Here is a 16,553-nt window from a genome sequence, read left to right as displayed (position 1 = left end):
CCGGGGTGGCGGCCCTCACTCGTCGCCCTGAATCGATAAGTGCTGGCTGACCACGCATCCCGAATTGTCACAGCCGAGGGCCCCGATGCCATCGCCCTCAACATCATGCGGCTGGCCAGCCCCAACTCCGCGATCCTCTCGGCCATCATCTTCAACGCGCTGATCATCGTCGCGCTGGTCCCGCTGGCCCTCAAGGGCGTGCAGTACCGCCCGGTCAGCGCCGACAAGATGCTGCGCCGCAACCTCGCCGTCTACGGACTCGGCGGTCTGATCGCCCCGTTCATCGGCATCAAACTCATCGATCTGCTCATCTCCCTCATTCCGGGAATCGGGTGAATGCCATGAACAACTCGGTACGCAACACCGCCCGGTTGCTCGGTGCAGGGCTGCGCGCCCTGCTCGTACTGACCGTGATCTGCGGCGTCATCTACCCGCTGGTGGTCACCGGAGTGGCACAGGCGGCCTTCCACGACAAGGCCAACGGGTCCGAGGTCAGCTCCCACGGCAGGGTCGTCGGCTCCTCGCTGATCGGCCAGCGCTACGACAAGGGCAAGGACAAGGAGGGCAACCCGGTCCCGGACCTGAGGTTCTTCCAGCCGCGCCCCTCGGCGGGACTGGGCAGCAACAAGGCCAACGGCGTCAACACCCAGTACGACCTCCAGGTCTCCGGCGCCTCCAACCTGGGCGCCACCAACACCGACCTCATCGACGCGGTCAACGAGCGCAAGAAGTGGGTCTCCGAGACCTACGGCGTGGCCGAGTCGAAGGTCCCGGCGGATGCCGTCACCTCGTCCGGTTCCGGCCTCGACCCGCACATCTCCCCGGAGTACGCCCGGCTGCAGGCCACCACCGTCGCCCGGGAGAACCACCTGCCCACGGCCACGGTGCGGCAGCTGGTCGAGGACCACACCGACGGACGCGTCCTCGGCTTCATGGGGGAGCCGCGGGTGAACGTCCTGGAGTTGAACATCGCCCTGAAGGACCTGGCGAAGGGCCAGGGGCAGGACAAGGGCTAGCGCACAGGGTGCGGTTCGGGGCGGCCCCGGGATCTCTTTCCCGGGGCCGCCCCCTTTTCGCTCCGACGCCGGGTCTTGACGGCGCGAGGGCTTCCCCTTACGTTCGCCAGCCATCGCAGGTGTTCATGTCAACGCCTGTCGTTCATGTACGAGAACAGCTCCCGTCCCTCGAGCATCTCGGCAGGAAGGCACACCCCCCATGCGCGGAAAGCCCCTCCTCGTCTCCGGCGTCCTGCTCGGCGCCCTGACGGCGGGTCTCCTGGCAGGCGCCCCGTCCAGCGCGGCTCCGGCCGCCATCTCCGTCTTCATCGAGGACAAGGCCTCCTACGGCAAGGGCGTCGCCAGATTCCGCGCCCGGGTTCCCGCGTACGTCTATCTGAAGTCCGACGGCGATCTGCCCAAGACCGCACCGGGCAGCGGGCTGAACACCCGCGACAAGATCATCAAGTACTGGCAGGGGCAGACCACGTTCGTCGACGGCCTCACCCAGGAGACCTGCCGCGACTTCACCCACACCGGATACGGCCTGTCGGCCATCGCGCACATCGCCGAGACCAGCCGCCTCCAGGGCCAGGACCTGTACCCGGAGGTCGCCGACCGCCTGCGGCACGCACTCGGCTTCCAGGCCGGGTACGAGCTGGGCACCGCGCCGCCGTCATGGCTGTGCGGCGGCAGCGTCAGGCGCGGCCTGGGCCCCGTCACCGAGGTCGGCTACAACGCACTGCACAACCGGATGCACCACGAGATGCCGAACACCCGAAGCTGACCGAACAGCAGCGACCGGCCGGCTCCAACAACCTCTTCGTCGGCTGGGAGACCCTGACCCATGCGGAGAACCCGGGCTGAACGAGGGGTTCGCGTGCGCTGATCCAGAGTTATCCACAGGCGTTGCCCGCCGAACTCGGCAGTACGCATACTGCCGTTGGCGGTCGGACGCCGGGGGCCGCGGGGGGCCGCAGGCCGGCGCCGGTTCCGCCGAAGCAGGAGCGAAACGGGGGAGTGGGGGATCAGACATGAATGACAAGGACGGTGCGCCGCCGCACACCGGCGCGATGGTCGTCGTGGAGGAAGTGCACCGCAGCTACGGCAGCGACGCCGGCGCCGTGCCCGCGCTGCGCGGGGTGACGTGCCGGGTTCCGCGCGGTGAACTCGTCGCCCTGCGCGGCCGCTCGGGATCCGGCAAGACGACGCTCCTCCATCTCATAGGCGGCCTGGACGCCCCGGACTCCGGACGGATCACCGTCGACGGGACGCCGCTCGCCGGCCTCGGCGAGAGCGGACTGCTGGAGATGCGGCGCGACCGCATCGGCTTCGTGTTCCAGTCCTTCGGGCTGATACCGATACTGAGCGCCGCCGAGAACGTCGGCGTGCCGCTGCGGCTGCGCAAGGTCCCGCCGCGCGAGCGAGAGGAGCGCGTCGCACTGCTGCTGTCCCTGGTGGGCCTCGCCGGCCACGCGGAGCAGCGGCCCGGGGAGCTCTCCGGCGGCCAGCAGCAGCGCGTCGCGATAGCCCGCGCACTCGCCAACCGCCCCGCCCTGCTCCTCGCGGACGAGCCGACCGGGCAACTGGACGCCGAGACCGGCAGGGAGGTGATGGAGCTGCTGCGCGCCGTGGTCCGCAGCGAGGGAGTCACGGCCCTGGTCGCCACGCATGACGCCCGTCTCCTCGGGCTCGCCGACCGCGTACTGAGCCTGAACGACGGCCTGATCACGGAGCGGAGCGAGAGCTGACGACGCGGGTCGCCGGAGCCGCCGGGTGTCACCACACGTCGCCGTCGCGCCAGTCGCAGGTGAGGTCGGCATCGAGGTCGAGGGGGGTGTCCGCGGTGGGGAGGACGTAGATGCAGCCGTCCTCGTCGGCGGTGCGCCGGACGCCGTCCGGGGTGAGGGTCCAGGAGCGGCCGCGCCACCGCTGCCAGCCCCGGGACGCGTAGAAGTCCGCGGCCTCGTCGGAGGCGCCGAGCGCACCGAGGTCGTAGCCGCCTTGGATGACGCGCTCCAGGGCCTCCATCATGGCGGCCCCATGGCCATGGCCGCGGCGGTCCGCACGTACCCCGACGCCCTCCACGTATCCGCAGCGCAGCGCCCGGCCGCCGTGCAGCAGGCGGCGCTGGACGACGGACGCATGCCCGATCAGTTCGCCGTTCTCGTGGACCAGGGCGTGCAGGCCGCCGAGTGCGTGCTCCCAGTCCTCGGCGGTCATGTCGTCGAAGACCTCGTAGAGGAGGGTGCGGACGGCCGCGAGGGTGGCGGCGTCCAGGTCCGCGGTGTGCACGATGTGCACCTGGGCGGCGGGCGTCGGTGCCGGAGTGGGCGCGGTGGTCGGGTGAGCCTCGGTCATGTGGGGCATGGTCGCAGCCGGATGGCGGCCGGGCGACGGTATTTTTCCGGCCAGGTGCGCAGCGGCCGACCGGCGCCCGTGACGGGGCGTTCGCACCGGGCGGCCCGTATCGCCGGCAGCGCAGGCCGCCACCGCCGATGCCGCCGTATGGCGGTACGTCGCGCGCGGCCCCGCCCGCGGGTGGCGCGGCTACCCATTCGGGTGGTCTGCGCAGCTCACCCGCACTGCGGCGGCTCCGTCGGGAGCGGCCCGCCGCCCTTGTTGCCCCGCTGCCGCGGCCGGCCCGTCGGCCGTATCAGAGTCGCGTCAAGACCGGGCCCGAAGTCGTTACCTGGGGCTTTTGTCCCCTTGGGCGGTCGGTAGGGTCGCAGCAGGTACAGCCCGGTGGGGGCAGCCTTCACGTAAGACAATGAGGCCATGGCACGCGGCAAGCTACGGATATACCTCGGCGCGGCACCGGGCGTCGGCAAGACGTACGCGATGCTGTCCGAGGCGCACCGGCGCGCGGAGCGGGGCACGGACGTCGTCGTGGGGTTCGTCGAGCACCACGGCCGCCCCCGTACCGAGGTGATGCTGCACGGTCTCGAGCAGATCCAGCGCCGGGAGCTGGAGTACCGCGACACGGTTTTCACCGAGATGGACGTGGACGCGGTCCTGGCACGCAAGCCGGCCGTGGCGTTGGTCGACGAGCTCGCGCACACCAACGTTCCCGGTTCGCGCAACGACAAGCGCTGGCAGGACATCGAGGAGCTGCTGGACGCCGGCATCACGGTGATCTCGACGGTGAACATCCAGCACCTGGAGTCCCTCGGGGACGTCGTCGAGTCGATAACGGGTGTGCGGCAGCGGGAGACCGTGCCGGACGAGGTCGTACGGCGCGCCGACCAGATCGAGCTTGTCGACATGTCGCCGCAGGCGATTCGCCGCCGTATGGCGCACGGCAACATCTACAAGTCCGACAAGGTGGACGCCGCCCTCTCCAACTACTTCCGGCCGGGCAACCTCACGGCGCTGCGCGAGCTGGCGCTGCTGTGGGTCGCCGACCGGGTCGACGAGTACCTCCAGGAGTACCGGGCGGAGCACTCCATCCGCTCCACCTGGCAGGCGCGTGAGCGCATCGTCGTCGGCCTGACCGGCGGTCCGGAGGGCCGTACGCTCATCCGTCGCGCGGCCCGGATGGCGGCCAAGGGGTCGGGCAGCGAGGTGCTCGCCGTCTACATAGCCCGCAGCGACGGGCTGACCTCGGCCTCACCCAAGGAACTCGCCGTCCAGCGCACGCTGGTGGAGGACCTGGGCGGGACGTTCCACCACGTCATCGGGGACGACATACCGAGCGCGCTGCTGGAGTTCGCCCGCGGGGTCAACGCCACCCAGATCGTGCTGGGGTCGAGCCGCCGCAAGGCGTGGCAGTACGTCTTCGGGCCGGGGGTGGGCGCGACCGTCGCCCGTGACTCCGGGCCGGATCTCGATGTGCACATCGTCACCCATGACGAGGTCGCCAAGGGCCGGGGGCTGCCCGTGGCGCGCGGTGCGCGGCTGGGCCGGACCCGGATCATCGCCGGCTGGCTGGTCGGCGTGGCCGGTCCCGCGCTGCTGACGCTGCTGCTGACCGGCATCGAGAACGGCCCCGGGCTGGCCAACGACGTACTGCTGTTCCTGTTCCTGACCGTCATCGCGGCGCTGCTCGGCGGACAGCGGCCGGCCCTGGCGTCGGCCGCCGTCGGCTCGCTGCTGCTGAACTTCTACTTCACCCCGCCCACGCACACCCTCACGGTGAGCGACCCCAAGAACATCGTCGCCATCGTGGTCTTCTTCGCGGTGGCCGTGTCCGTCGCCTCGGTGGTGGATCTCGCCGCCCGCCGGACGCACCAGGCCGCCAGGCTGCGCGCCGAGTCGGAGATCCTGTCCTTCCTGGCGGGCAGCGTGCTGCGCGGTGAGACGACACTGGACGCCCTGCTGGAGCGGGTGCGGGAGACCTTCGGGATGGAGACGGTGGCGCTGCTGGAGCGCAGCAGCGACGTCGACCCGTGGACCTGCGCGGGCCGGGCCGGCGAGACCGACGACGGCAGGCCGCTGCTGCGTCCCGAGGACGCGGACGTCGACATGCCGGTGGGCGACCACATGGCGCTGGCGCTGACCGGCCGGGTGCTGCCCGCCGAGGACCGCCGGGTGCTGGCGGCGTTCGCCGCCCAGGCCGCCGTCGTACTGGACCGGCAGCGGCTGGTGGGCGAGGCGGCGCGGGCCCGGGAGCTGGCCGAGGGCAACCGCATCAGGACGGCGCTGCTGGCCGCGGTCAGCCATGATCTGCGCACCCCGCTGGCGAGCATCAAGGCCTCCGTCACCTCCCTGCGCTCCGACGACGTGGCCTGGTCCCCGGAGGACGAGGCGGAGCTGCTGGCGGGCATCGAGGCGGGCGCGGACCGGCTGGACCACCTGGTCGGCAATCTCCTGGACATGTCCCGGCTGCAGACCGGCACGGTCACGCCGCTGATCCGCGAGATAGATCTCGACGAGGTGGTGCCGATGGCACTGGGCGGCGTGCCGGAGGGGAGCGTCACCCTCGACATCCCCGAGGAGCTGCCGATCGTCGCCGTCGATCCGGGTCTGCTGGAACGTTCGGTCGCCAACCTCGTCGAGAACGCCGTCAAGTACAGCCCAAACGGCGAGACGGTGCTGGTCGCGGCCAGTGCGCTCGGAGACCGGGTGGAGCTGCGGATCGCCGACCGCGGTCCGGGCGTCCCCGACAGCGCCAAGGACCGGATCTTCGAGCCGTTCCAGCGGTACGGAGACGCGCCGCGCGGCGCCGGCGTGGGCCTGGGCCTCGCCGTGGCGCGCGGCTTCGCAGAGGCGATGGGCGGCACGCTCGCCGCCGAGGACACCCCCGGAGGCGGGATGACGATGGTCCTCACCCTCCGGGCCGCGCCCGGCCGGCCGCCGGTCAGGCCCGACCTTCCGGCCCAGGCCACGACATGAGCGAGCGACTCATGCCCGTACGGACCACACTCACCACACACCCCGCGGGCCAGGCCCGCGGGACGACGACACCACGAGGAGAACGCCAGTGAACCGGGTGCTTGTGGTCGATGACGAGCCGCAGATCGTCCGCGCCCTCGTGATCAACCTGAAGGCGCGCAAGTACGAGGTCGACGCCGCCCCCGACGGGGCCACCGCCCTGAAGCTCGCCGCTGCCCGCCACCCCGATGTCATCGTCCTCGACCTCGGCCTGCCCGACATGGACGGGGTCGAAGTGATCAAGGGGCTGCGGGGCTGGACGCGGGTGCCGATCCTGGTGCTCTCGGCGCGGCAGACCTCCGACGAGAAGGTGGAGGCGCTGGACGCGGGCGCGGACGACTACGTCACCAAGCCGTTCGGCATGGACGAGCTGCTGGCCCGGCTGCGGGCGGCGGTGCGCCGGGCCGAGCCGACCGGGCCGGCCGAGGACGAGGTGATCGTGGAGACCGAGGGCTTCACCGTCGACCTCGCCGCCAAGAAGGTCAACCGCGGCGGCCGCGACATCCGGCTGACCCCCACCGAGTGGCACCTCCTGGAGGTCCTGGTCCGCAACGCGGGCCGCCTGGTCAGCCAGAAGCAGCTGCTCCAGGAGGTCTGGGGCCCCTCGTACGGCACCGAGACCAACTATCTGCGGGTCTACATGGCCCAGCTCCGCCGCAAGCTGGAGAGCGACCCCTCGCACCCGAAGCACTTCATCACGGAGCCGGGGATGGGGTACCGGTTCGAGCAGTGAGGGGCGGGGCGCGGCCGGGGGTCCGGGGGTTGGCCCCCGGGGGTTGCGACATCACGGAGCCGGGGATGGGGTACCGGTTCGAGCAGTGAGGGGCGGGCGGCCGCGGCGGGGCCTGGTCCCGGGGCGCGTACGCGGTCCGTGCGCGGGCCGTGATTCCGCGGCCCGGCCCCCGGTACGCTGGGCTCATGAGTGCAGGTACCCGACCCGAGAAGCCGGCCGGTCGCTTCCGCCGGCTGCTCGACAGGCTGTCCTCCTCCGAGGAGGAGCTGCAGTCCGCCGAGCTGCAGCAGGACGCGCAGGACGCGGGGTGCACCCGTATCTGCGACTGCGACGACCGGCAGATAGTCAAGGTCACCGGCACCCTGCGGCATGTCACGCTGCGGCCGCGCGCCGGTGTGCCCGCGCTCGAGGCGGAGCTGTTCGACGGCTCCGCCGCGCTCGACGTGGTGTGGCTGGGCCGCCGCTCCATCGTCGGGATAGAGCCGGGCCGCAAGCTCATCGCCTCGGGCCGGGTCTCGCTGAGCCACGGACGCCGGGTGCTCTTCAACCCGAAGTACGAACTCCGACCGCTGGGACAGGAGTAGCCGGTGACGTCTTACGACCGACCGACCACTGACGCGGATGCCGACAGCCGCAGTGACGCTTCCGCAGGGCCCTCGCCCCAACCGGGCGCCGACGCGGCCGCCCACGGCAGACAGGTGACCGAGGCGGCGCTGTTCGAGGCGTTCGGCGGCGTGCGCGGCATGGTGGAGACCGTCGCCCCCGGTCTGCTGTTCGTCGCGATCTTCACGGTCAACAAGGACCTGCACATCTCGGCGATCGCCGCGCTGGCCGTCTCGCTGGTGCTGGCGGCCGTCCGCGTGATCCGCAAGGACACCGTCAAGCACGCCTTCAGCGGTGTCTTCGGGGTGGCCTTCGGCGTGATCTTCGCGATGATGACCGGCAACGCCAAGGACTTCTATCTGCCGGGCATGCTGTACACCCTCGGGCTGGCCCTGGCGTACATCCTCACCACGCTCGCCGGGGTCCCGCTGATCGGGCTCATCCTGGGCCCGGTCTTCAAGGAGAACCTCTCCTGGCGCACCCGCAACCCCGGCCGGAAGAAGGCGTACGCCAAGGCCAGCTGGGCCTGGGGCCTGATCCTGCTCGCCAAGTGCGCGATCCTCTTCCCGCTGTACTGGTGGGCGGACACCACCCAGCTCGGCTGGGTGCTGATCGCGCTGAAGATCCCGCCGTTCCTGCTCGCGGTCTATCTGACCTGGGTCTTCCTGACGAAGGCGCCGCCGCCGATCGATGTCTTCGCCGAGATGGAGGCGCAGGAGAAGGCCGGGCAGGAGGCCGGGGAGCGGCGCCGCGCCGAACGCGAGGCCCAGGACGTGGCCGCCGGCGACGTGTACGGGGACGCCGTGGCCCAGAGCGCCGCCGAGCAGCCGCCGGGGGCGCCGCGGCACCGCCGCTGAGGCACCGCCGCAGCGACAGCCCGCACCGCCGAAACGCCGGGGCCCGGGAACCGCACACGGTTCCCGGGCCCCGGCGTTTCAGCTGCGGCTCTACGCTTCCTCGCGCCGCACCGACAGCAGGTCCTCCAGCTGCTCCTCACGCGACTGGGCCGCGACGAACAGCAGCTCGTCGCCCGCCTCCAGCACATCGTCCTTGCTCGGCGTGAGCACCCGCGTGCCGCGGATGATCGTGACCAGGGAGGTGTCCTCCGGCCAGGCCACATCGCCGACGCGGGTGCCGGCCAGCGCGGCCTCGGGCGGCAGCGTCAGCTCGACGAGGTTGGCGTCGCCGTGGCTGAAGCGCAGCAGCCGGACGAGGTCGCCGACGCTCACCGCCTCCTCGACCAGGGCCGACATCAGACGCGGCGTGGAGACCGCGACATCGACGCCCCAGGCCTCGTTGAACAGCCACTCGTTCTTCGGGTTGTTGACCCGGGCGACCACCCGCGGCACGCCGTACTCGGTCTTGGCGAGCAGCGAGACGACGAGGTTGACCTTGTCGTCGCCGGTCGCCGCGATCACGACGTTGCAGCGCTGCAGCGCCGCCTCGTCGAGCGAGGTGATCTCGCAGGCGTCGGCCAGCAGCCACTCCGCCAGCGGCACCCGCTCGACCGAGATGGCGGTCGGCGCCTTGTCGATGAGCAGGATCTCGTGACCGTTCTCAAGGAGCTCGCCCGCGATGGAACGACCCACCGCGCCCGCGCCCGCAATCGCGACCCTCATGCGTGCGCCTCCTCGGGACCCGTGGCGAATGCCGCTTCGACCTTCTCGACCTCGTCGGTGCGCATCATCACATGCACCAGATCGCCCTCCTGCAGCACCGTCTGCGAGGTCGGCAGCATCGCCTCGCCCAGCCGGGTGAGGAAGGCGACGCGTACGCCGGTCTCCTCCTGCAGGGTGCTGATCTTGTGGCCGACCCAGGAGGGGGCGGTGTGCACCTCGGCGAGCTGGACGCCGCCGCTCGGGTCGCGCCACAGCGGCTCGGCGCCCGACGGCAGCAGCCGGCGCAGCATCTGGTCGGCCGTCCAGCGGACGGTGGCGACGGTGGGGATGCCCAGGCGCTGGTAGACCTCGGCGCGACGCGGGTCGTAGATACGGGCCGCGACGTTCTCGACGCCGAACATCTCGCGGGCCACCCGGGCGGCGATGATGTTGGAGTTGTCGCCGCTGGAGACGGCCGCGAAGGCGCCCGCCTCCTCGATGCCGGCCTCACGCAGGGTGTCCTGGTCGAAGCCGACGCCGGTCACCCGGCGGCCGCCGAAGGCCGAGCCCAGGCGGCGGAACGCCGTCGGGTCCTGGTCGATCACCGCGATGGTGTGACCCTGGCTCTCCAAGGTCTGCGCAAGCGCGGAGCCCACGCGCCCGCACCCCATGATGACGATGTGCATGCTGATTACCCCGTGCCCTGTACTAGCGCGCTGACCTGCACAAACACCCTGCTCACTACTTTCTTCTCCCAGTACCGGCGACACGGAGCCCGACACGAAGCCACAGCTCGCGATACGGACCGGGTGCGGCAACGGAGCGCCGGGCGCACCATGGTCCGGTACAACCGTAGCCGTAATACCGCTCCTGGTAGGGGGCGCGGTAGGCCGCGGCCGGATGCGGACCGGACGGCCGTACGACGGGACCGGGCGCCGGGCTGCGCCGCGCGGCGCCCGTAAGGCACGCTACGAGCTGTGTCCAACCTGCCTCTTCCGCCCCAACAGGGCTCCGCTACCCCGCACATGGTGGTCTGCGGCGACGACGCGCTCGCGCACCGGCTCGCCGCCGAGCTCCGGGATGTCTACGGCGAACGGGTGACGCTGGTCGTCCCCTCCGCCAGCGAGCCGCACCGCCCGCGGATCCCGCCGCCGGCCCGCGCGCTCGGCCGGGCCACCGCGCTGCTCGGCCGGGTCTCGGCGGCGATGTCGCGTACGGCGCTGCTGCCGCCCGAGGCGCCCGGCGAGAGTGCGGAGGCGCCGGAGGAGACCGTGCGGATGCTGGAGTCGGCGCAGCCGGACGACGCGGCGCTGAGCGCGGCGGGCATCGTCGAGGCGGAGGCGCTGGCGCTGGTCTACGACGACGACGAGCTCAACATCCACGCCGCGCTGCGCGCCCGCCGGCTCAATCCCCGGCTGCGGCTGGTCATCCGGCTCTACAACCGCAAACTCGGCCAGCATCTGGAGGAGTTGCTCGACCAGGCGGCGGCGGTGGCCGCCCAGGGCGGCGGGGACGCGGCGGTCGACGCCTCCACGACCGTGCTGTCCGACGCCGACACCGTGGCACCGGCGCTGGCGGCCACCGCGGTCGCCGGGACCAGCAAGGTCATCGAGGCGGACGGGCTGCTGCTGCGGGCCGTGGAGCGCGCGCCGGTACCTCCGGGCCGGCCCGGCGATCCCGGGCTGTGCACCCTGGCGCTGCTGTCGGCCTCCGCCAGCGACCCCGCGTCCGCCGTCACCGACCCGGCGTCCGCTACCGGCGGTTCCGCACAGGCGCCGGGCCCGGCGGCCGGCGACGAGGGCCCCGTACTGCTCCCGGACGACGCCGCGGCGGCCGCCCCCGGCTGCGGCACCGTCGTCCTGGAGACCGTCTCCTATACAGGGCGGCCGGTGCGGCGGCACTGGCTGCGCGGCCGGGGCGCACCGCTCGCCTCGCTGTTCTCCCGGCGGCTGCGCTGGTCGCTGGCCGGGATCGTCGGCGCGGTGCTGGCGCTGGCCGTCGCCTCCTGGCTCACCCTCGGCGAGAACCCGGTGCACGCCGCCTACCTCACCCTGCTGGACCTCTTCGCGATCAACGATCCGGCGATCGGCGCCCCCCTGCCCCGCAAGATCCTTCAGCTGCTGTCCGGCCTGACCGGTCTGCTGTTGCTGCCGGTGCTGGTCGCGGCGGCGTTCGAGGGCCTGGGGACGTTCCGCAGCGCCTCGGCGCTACGGCGTCCGCCGCGCGGGCTGTCCGGACATGTGGTGCTGCTGGGCCTGGGCAAGGTCGGCACCCGGGTACTGGCCCGGCTGCACGAGATGGGCATCCCCGTGGTCTGCATCGAGGCGGACCCGGAGGCCCGGGGCATCGCGACGGCCCGGCGGCTGCGGGTGCCGACCCTCCTGGGGGACGTCACACAAGAAGGTGTCCTGGAGGCCGCGATGATCGAGCGGGCGACCACACTGCTCGCGCTGACCAGCGAGGACACCACGAATCTGGAGGCCGCGCTCTACGCCCGCTCGGTCAAGCCGCAGCTGAGGGTGACGCTGCGGCTGTTCGACGACCGGTTCGCCACCGCCGTCTACCGCACCCTGCGCGCCGCCCACCCCAGGGCGCTGACCCGCAGCCGCAGCACCTCCTTCCTGGCCGCGCCCGCCTTCGCCGGCGCGATGATGGGGCGGCAGATCCTGGGGGCCATCCCGGTGGAGCGCCGGGTGCTGCTGGTGGCCCGGGTAGAGGTGCGCGGCCATGCCGCGCTGGAGGGCCGTACGGTCGCCGAGGTGCGGCGGCCGGGGCGGCTGCGGGTGCTGGCGGTCGACACCTCCGCCCCGGACGCCCCGGAGCCGGACGCCCCGGCCGCCGCACCGCAGCCGGCCGGTGAGCGGGCGCCGGCACACCTGGCGCACGAGCTGGGGGACGGCTATGTCCTGCGGCCCCAGGACCGGGTGCTGCTGGTCGCCACCCGCCAGGGACTGGGCGATCTGCACGCCCGGCGCGCGCGGCCGGCCGGGGCCGGGGCGCGCCAGAGCTGACGTGACAAATGCCACGGAGGCGGCCCGCGGCGGGGGCGGCGTGCACGCGAGGTGCGGATCCTGTGGAGGCCGCGAGCCCGGACCGGCCCGCGAGCAGGGCAGGTGTGGGGTGCCCCACTTTGCGCCGCTCGCCCTTGCGGGTGGCGGGTGGGCATGGGCCTTGACGAAGCCGTAGCATCCTCGGGTGTCCAAACTGACCGACGTGCCCAAACGGATCTTGATCGGGCGCGCACTGCGCAGCGACAAGCTGGGGGAGACCCTGCTTCCCAAGCGCATCGCACTCCCCGTCTTCGCCTCCGACCCGCTCTCCTCCGTGGCCTACGCGCCGGGCGAGGTGCTGCTCGTCCTGTCCGTCGCGGGAGTGTCGGCGTACACCTTCAGCCCCTGGATCGCGGTCGCGGTCGTGGTGCTGATGTTCACCGTCGTCGCGTCGTACCGGCAGAACGTGCACGCCTACCCGAGCGGCGGTGGTGACTACGAGGTCGCCACCACCAACCTCGGCCCCAAGGCCGGCCTCACCGTCGCCAGCGCACTGCTGGTCGACTATGTGCTGACCGTCGCGGTCTCGATCTCCTCCGGAATCGAGAATCTGGGCTCCGCGATCCCGTTCGTCGTCGAGCACAAGACGCTCTGTGCGATCGCCGTCATCGTGCTGCTGACGTTGATGAACCTGCGCGGCGTCAAGGAGTCCGGCAAGCTCTTCGCGATCCCGACGTACGTCTTCGTCGCCGGCGTCTTCATCATGATCGCCTGGGGCGTGATCCGCGCCGTGGTCATGGGCGACACGATGAAGGCCCCCACCGCCGACTACACCATCCACGCCGAGCAGGGCGGCCTGGCCGGCCTCGCGCTCGTCTTCCTGCTCCTGCGCGCCTTCTCCTCCGGCTGCGCGGCGCTCACCGGCGTCGAGGCGATCTCCAACGGCGTCCCCGCCTTCCGCAAGCCCAAGTCCAAGAACGCCGCCACGACGCTGGCCCTCATGGGCGGCCTGGCCGTCACGATGTTCTGCGGCATCATCGCCCTGGCGATGGTCACCCACGTCAAGATGGCGGAGACCCCCGCCAAGGACCTGCTCGACCACGGCAAGCCGGTCGGCGCCGGCTACACCCAGGACCCGGTCATCTCGCAGGTCGCCTCCGCGGTCTTCGGCAACGGCTCCTTCCTGTTCGTGGTCCTCGCCGCCGCCACCGCCCTGGTCCTCTTCCTCGCCGCCAACACCGCCTACAACGGCTTCCCGCTGCTCGGCTCGATCCTCGCCCAGGACCGCTACCTGCCGCGCCAGCTGCACACCCGCGGCGACCGGCTGGCGTTCTCCAACGGCATCGTGCTGCTGGCCGGCGCCGCCGCGATACTCGTCTACCTCTACGGCGCCGACTCCACCAGGCTGATCCAGCTCTACATCGTCGGCGTCTTCGTCTCCTTCACGCTCAGCCAGACCGGCATGGTCCGCCACTGGAACCGCCACCTGCTGACCGAGAAGGACCCGGCCAAGCGCCGCCGGATGCACCGCTCGCGCGCCATCAATGCCTTCGGCGCCTTCTTCACCGGCCTGGTGCTCGTGGTCGTCCTGCTGACGAAGTTCACCCACGGAGCCTGGGTCGCCCTCCTCGGCATGGTCATCTTCTTCGTGACGATGTCCGCGATCCGCCGCCACTACGACCGGGTCGCCGACGAGATCGCCGCCGAGGACACCCCCGACGACGACGTCGTCCGCCCCTCCCGCGTCCACTCCATCGTCCTGGTCTCCAAGGTCCACAAGCCCACCCTGCGCGCCCTGAACTACGCCAAGCTGATGCGCTCCGACACCCTCGAAGCGGTCAGCGTCGACGTGGACCAGGCCGACACCAGGGCCCTGCGGGAGGAGTGGGAGCGCCGCGGCATCGAGGTGCCGCTGAAGGTCCTGGCCTCCCCGTACCGCGAGATCACCCGGCCGATCATCGACTACGTCAAGTCCCTGCGCCGGGAGAGCCCGCGGGACGCCGTCTCCGTCTACATCCCCGAATACGTCGTCGGCCACTGGTACGAGCACCTGCTGCACAACCAGTCCGCGCTGCGCCTGAAGGGACGCCTGCTGTTCACCCCCGGCGTCATGGTCACCTCCGTGCCCTGGCAGCTGGACTCCTCCGAGGCCGCCAAGCTGCGCGCCCGCAAGCGCGCGGAGTGGAACGCGCCGGGTGCGGTGCGCCGCGGGCCGGTCGCCCAGCCGAAGAAGGAGAAGGCGGCCACGAAGAAGTAGCGGCCGCGGCCCGGTCCCGCGGGGCCGGGCACCCGGCCACAGGCCCGGGCCACCACAGGCCGGAGCGGACGTGCCACCGCATGGCGGGACGTAGAATGGACGGCTGGCGTCCCGCCGCCCCGTCCCGCCGTACCGCCCGGCACCACCCCACCTCAGGAGCCCTCCCGCCATGCAGGCAGAACCCAAGAAGTCGCTGGTCGGCGAGGAGTACGAGGTCGAGGTCGGCCCGGTCGCGCACGGCGGCCACTGCATCGCCCGCACGGACGAGGGCCAGGTCCTCTTCGTACGGCATGCGCTGCCCGGCGAGCGGGTGATCGCCAAGGTCACCGACGGCGAGGAGGGCGCCCGCTACCTCCGCGCCGACGCCGTGCGGATCCTGGACGCCTCCAAGGACCGGGTCGAGGCCCCCTGCCCGTTCTCCGGCCCCGGCCGCTGCGGCGGCTGCGACTGGCAGCACGCCGCCCCCGGCGCCCAGCGCCGCTTGAAGTCCGCCGTCATCGCCGAACAGCTCCAGCGCCTGGCCGGCCTCTCTCCCGAGGACGCCGGCTGGGACGGCACCGTCGAGCCCGCCCCCGGCGACAAGGTCGCCAAGGGCGAGGTACCGGCCTGGCGCACCCGCGTCCAGTACGCCATCGACGCCGACGGCCACGTCGGCCTGCGCAAGCACCGCTCCCACGACGTCGAGCCGGTCACCCACTGCATGATCGCCGCCCCCGGCGTCTCGGAACTGGGCATCGAGAAGCGCGACTGGCCCCAGATGGCCACCGTCGAGGCGATCGCCGCCACCGGCTCCCACGACCGCCAGGTCATCCTCACCCCGCGCCCCGGCGGCCGCCTGCCCATCGTCGAACTGGACAAGCCGGTCTCGGTCATGAGGGTGGGGGAGAAGGACGGCGGCGTGCACCGCGTCCACGGCCGCCCCTTCGTCCGCGAACGCGCCGCCGGCCGCACCTGGCGGGTCGGCAGCGGAGGCTTCTGGCAGGTCCACCCGAAGGCCGCCGACCTCCTCGTCGAGGCCGTCATGCAGGGCCTGATGCCCAAGAAGGGCGAGATGGCCCTCGACCTCTACTGCGGCGTCGGCCTGTTCGCCGGCGCCCTCGCCGAACGCGTCGGCGAAAAGGGCGCGGTCCTCGGCATCGAATCCGGCAAGCGCGCCGTCGACGACGCCCGCCACAACCTCGCCGACCTCGACCGCGTCCGCATCGAACACGGCAAGGTCGAGGCGATCCTCCCCCGCACCGGCATCACCGACGTCGACCTCGTCGTCCTCGACCCACCCCGCGCCGGCGCCGGCCGCAAGACGGTCGAACACCTCGCCTCCCTCACCCCCCGCCGCATCGCCTACGTCGCCTGCGACCCGGCGGCCCTCGCCCGCGACCTCAAGTACTTCGCGGGAGCGGGGTATGCGGTGCGCAGGATGCGGGCGTTCGATCTGTTCCCGATGACGCATCATGTGGAGTGCGTCGTCATCCTCGAACCGGCCGCCAAGGGCTCCTGAGCGCCTGGCCCCAGGCGCTGGCATCTCCGGTACTGGAGGTGTGATGCATGGGCTGGGGCCCCTCCGGCCCTATGAGGAACGACTCTTGTGCAGTCTCGGGCGGTACCGTCCTCTACCTGCTCCAGCCTTCCGACGGGGCCGCCGAGACCGTCGAGGCGCTGTGCACCGCCGCCCCAACGGCGGCGCTCGGCCCACCGGTCCGGCGGCGCTCGACCCACTGGTCCGGCGGCGCTCGGCCCGCCGGTCCGGCGGCCTAGCGGTCCGGGATGGCTCGAACCACCGCGGAAGTGCCCCCCCAAGTCGTGCCGCACCCATAGGATCGTGTAAGTTCTTCGAGTTGCCACGGAGCCGACCGGCCCCGGGCAGCCATCCCGCCGCTTCGCGGCACACCACTACTGCACGGCCCCTCAACGGGAAGAATTTCGGCATGCCGAAATTCGGACCGCGGCGCGATTATGTGCCGACGAGGAATTCCGCTAAAGTAGTGATCACGCCGAAAGGCGCGA

12 protein-coding genes and 2 pseudogenes are annotated in these 16,553 nt (G+C 71.9%); 11 read left to right on the top strand and 3 right to left on the bottom strand.

The features are described 5' to 3' along the window. Positions 1-81: 81 nt before the first annotated feature. The 4 genes and pseudogenes from ACWD6P_RS35100 to ACWD6P_RS35085 all read left to right on the top strand — a co-directional run. Positions 82-336, top strand: a pseudogene (locus tag ACWD6P_RS35100) (potassium-transporting ATPase subunit B); the annotation flags it as partial. A 5-nt stretch (positions 337-341) separates the two neighbouring features. Then, positions 342-1,016 (top strand): potassium-transporting ATPase subunit KdpC, encoded by a 675-nt coding sequence (gene kdpC, locus ACWD6P_RS35095; protein WP_451448266.1) that lies wholly within the window; start codon positions 342-344, stop codon positions 1,014-1,016. 283 nt (positions 1,017-1,299) lie between these two features. Then, positions 1,300-1,862 (top strand): annotated as a pseudogene (locus tag ACWD6P_RS35090) (alginate lyase family protein); the annotation flags it as partial. Positions 1,863-2,029: 167 nt separating this feature from the next. Continuing rightward, positions 2,030-2,746, top strand: coding sequence for an ABC transporter ATP-binding protein (locus ACWD6P_RS35085; RefSeq protein ID WP_451448265.1), 717 nt, complete (start codon positions 2,030-2,032; stop codon positions 2,744-2,746). Between the two features lie 28 nt (positions 2,747-2,774). Here ACWD6P_RS35085 and ACWD6P_RS35080 read toward each other — a convergent pair whose 3' ends face one another. Beyond that, a complete protein-coding gene (locus ACWD6P_RS35080) occupies positions 2,775-3,356 on the bottom strand; it encodes a GNAT family N-acetyltransferase (RefSeq protein ID WP_451448264.1) in 582 nt (193 codons plus the stop codon). A 417-nt stretch (positions 3,357-3,773) separates the two neighbouring features. Here ACWD6P_RS35080 and ACWD6P_RS35075 point away from each other — a divergent pair, with 417 nt between their 5' ends. From ACWD6P_RS35075 to ACWD6P_RS35060, 4 genes are all read left to right on the top strand, one after another. Next, positions 3,774-6,329: a DUF4118 domain-containing protein gene (locus ACWD6P_RS35075; protein WP_451448263.1), complete on the top strand. Its 2,556-nt coding sequence runs from the start codon at positions 3,774-3,776 to the stop codon at positions 6,327-6,329. Positions 6,330-6,417: 88 nt separating this feature from the next. Continuing rightward, a complete protein-coding gene (locus tag ACWD6P_RS35070; RefSeq protein WP_128502474.1) occupies positions 6,418-7,101 on the top strand; it encodes a response regulator in 684 nt (227 codons plus the stop codon). 185 nt (positions 7,102-7,286) lie between these two features. Continuing rightward, positions 7,287-7,685 (top strand): OB-fold nucleic acid binding domain-containing protein, encoded by a 399-nt coding sequence (locus tag ACWD6P_RS35065; RefSeq protein ID WP_351274426.1) that lies wholly within the window; start codon positions 7,287-7,289, stop codon positions 7,683-7,685. 3 nt (positions 7,686-7,688) lie between these two features. After that, a complete protein-coding gene (locus ACWD6P_RS35060; protein WP_451448262.1) occupies positions 7,689-8,561 on the top strand; it encodes a DUF3159 domain-containing protein in 873 nt (290 codons plus the stop codon). Positions 8,562-8,651: 90 nt separating this feature from the next. On the opposite strand, the gene ACWD6P_RS35055 is transcribed toward ACWD6P_RS35060, so the two are convergent. Both ACWD6P_RS35055 and ACWD6P_RS35050 read right to left on the bottom strand, forming a co-directional pair. After that, entirely contained in the window at positions 8,652-9,323 is a 672-nt protein-coding gene (locus ACWD6P_RS35055) for a potassium channel family protein (protein WP_451448261.1), read from the bottom strand. Next, complete coding sequence (locus ACWD6P_RS35050) at positions 9,320-9,988, bottom strand: potassium channel family protein (protein ID WP_451448260.1); 669 nt, start codon at positions 9,986-9,988, stop codon at positions 9,320-9,322. The genes ACWD6P_RS35055 and ACWD6P_RS35050 overlap by 4 nt, the downstream gene beginning before the upstream one ends. A gap of 339 nt (positions 9,989-10,327) precedes the next feature. Here ACWD6P_RS35050 and ACWD6P_RS35045 point away from each other — a divergent pair, with 339 nt between their 5' ends. The 3 genes from ACWD6P_RS35045 to ACWD6P_RS35035 all read left to right on the top strand — a co-directional run bounded on the left by ACWD6P_RS35045 (position 10,328) and on the right by ACWD6P_RS35035 (position 16,047). Continuing rightward, a complete protein-coding gene (locus ACWD6P_RS35045; RefSeq protein ID WP_451448267.1) occupies positions 10,328-12,313 on the top strand; it encodes an NAD-binding protein in 1,986 nt (661 codons plus the stop codon). Between the two features lie 184 nt (positions 12,314-12,497). Further along, entirely contained in the window at positions 12,498-14,549 is a 2,052-nt protein-coding gene (locus ACWD6P_RS35040) for an APC family permease (protein WP_451448259.1), read from the top strand. A gap of 169 nt (positions 14,550-14,718) precedes the next feature. Further along, positions 14,719-16,047, top strand: coding sequence for a class I SAM-dependent RNA methyltransferase (locus tag ACWD6P_RS35035; protein ID WP_451448258.1), 1,329 nt, complete (start codon positions 14,719-14,721; stop codon positions 16,045-16,047). Positions 16,048-16,553: the final 506 nt, after the last annotated feature.

The sequence above is a fragment of the Streptomyces sp. NPDC002446 genome (assembly GCF_053595675.1).
The sequence above is the reverse complement of the archived record's forward strand: the minus strand, read 5'-3'. Positions and strand labels throughout refer to the sequence as shown.

Coding starts and splice junctions, on each gene's coding strand:
- kdpC (WP_451448266.1), top strand. CDS start 342: ATGAACAACTCGGTACGCAACACCGCCCGGTTGCTCGGTGCAGGGCTG.
- ACWD6P_RS35085 (WP_451448265.1), top strand. CDS start 2,030: ATGAATGACAAGGACGGTGCGCCGCCGCACACCGGCGCGATGGTCGTC.
- ACWD6P_RS35080 (WP_451448264.1), bottom strand. CDS start 3,356: ATGACCGAGGCTCACCCGACCACCGCGCCCACTCCGGCACCGACGCCC.
- ACWD6P_RS35075 (WP_451448263.1), top strand. CDS start 3,774: ATGGCACGCGGCAAGCTACGGATATACCTCGGCGCGGCACCGGGCGTC.
- ACWD6P_RS35065 (WP_351274426.1), top strand. CDS start 7,287: ATGAGTGCAGGTACCCGACCCGAGAAGCCGGCCGGTCGCTTCCGCCGG.
- ACWD6P_RS35055 (WP_451448261.1), bottom strand. CDS start 9,323: ATGAGGGTCGCGATTGCGGGCGCGGGCGCGGTGGGTCGTTCCATCGCG.
- ACWD6P_RS35050 (WP_451448260.1), bottom strand. CDS start 9,988: ATGCACATCGTCATCATGGGGTGCGGGCGCGTGGGCTCCGCGCTTGCG.
- ACWD6P_RS35045 (WP_451448267.1), top strand. CDS start 10,328: ATGGTGGTCTGCGGCGACGACGCGCTCGCGCACCGGCTCGCCGCCGAG.
- ACWD6P_RS35035 (WP_451448258.1), top strand. CDS start 14,719: ATGCAGGCAGAACCCAAGAAGTCGCTGGTCGGCGAGGAGTACGAGGTC.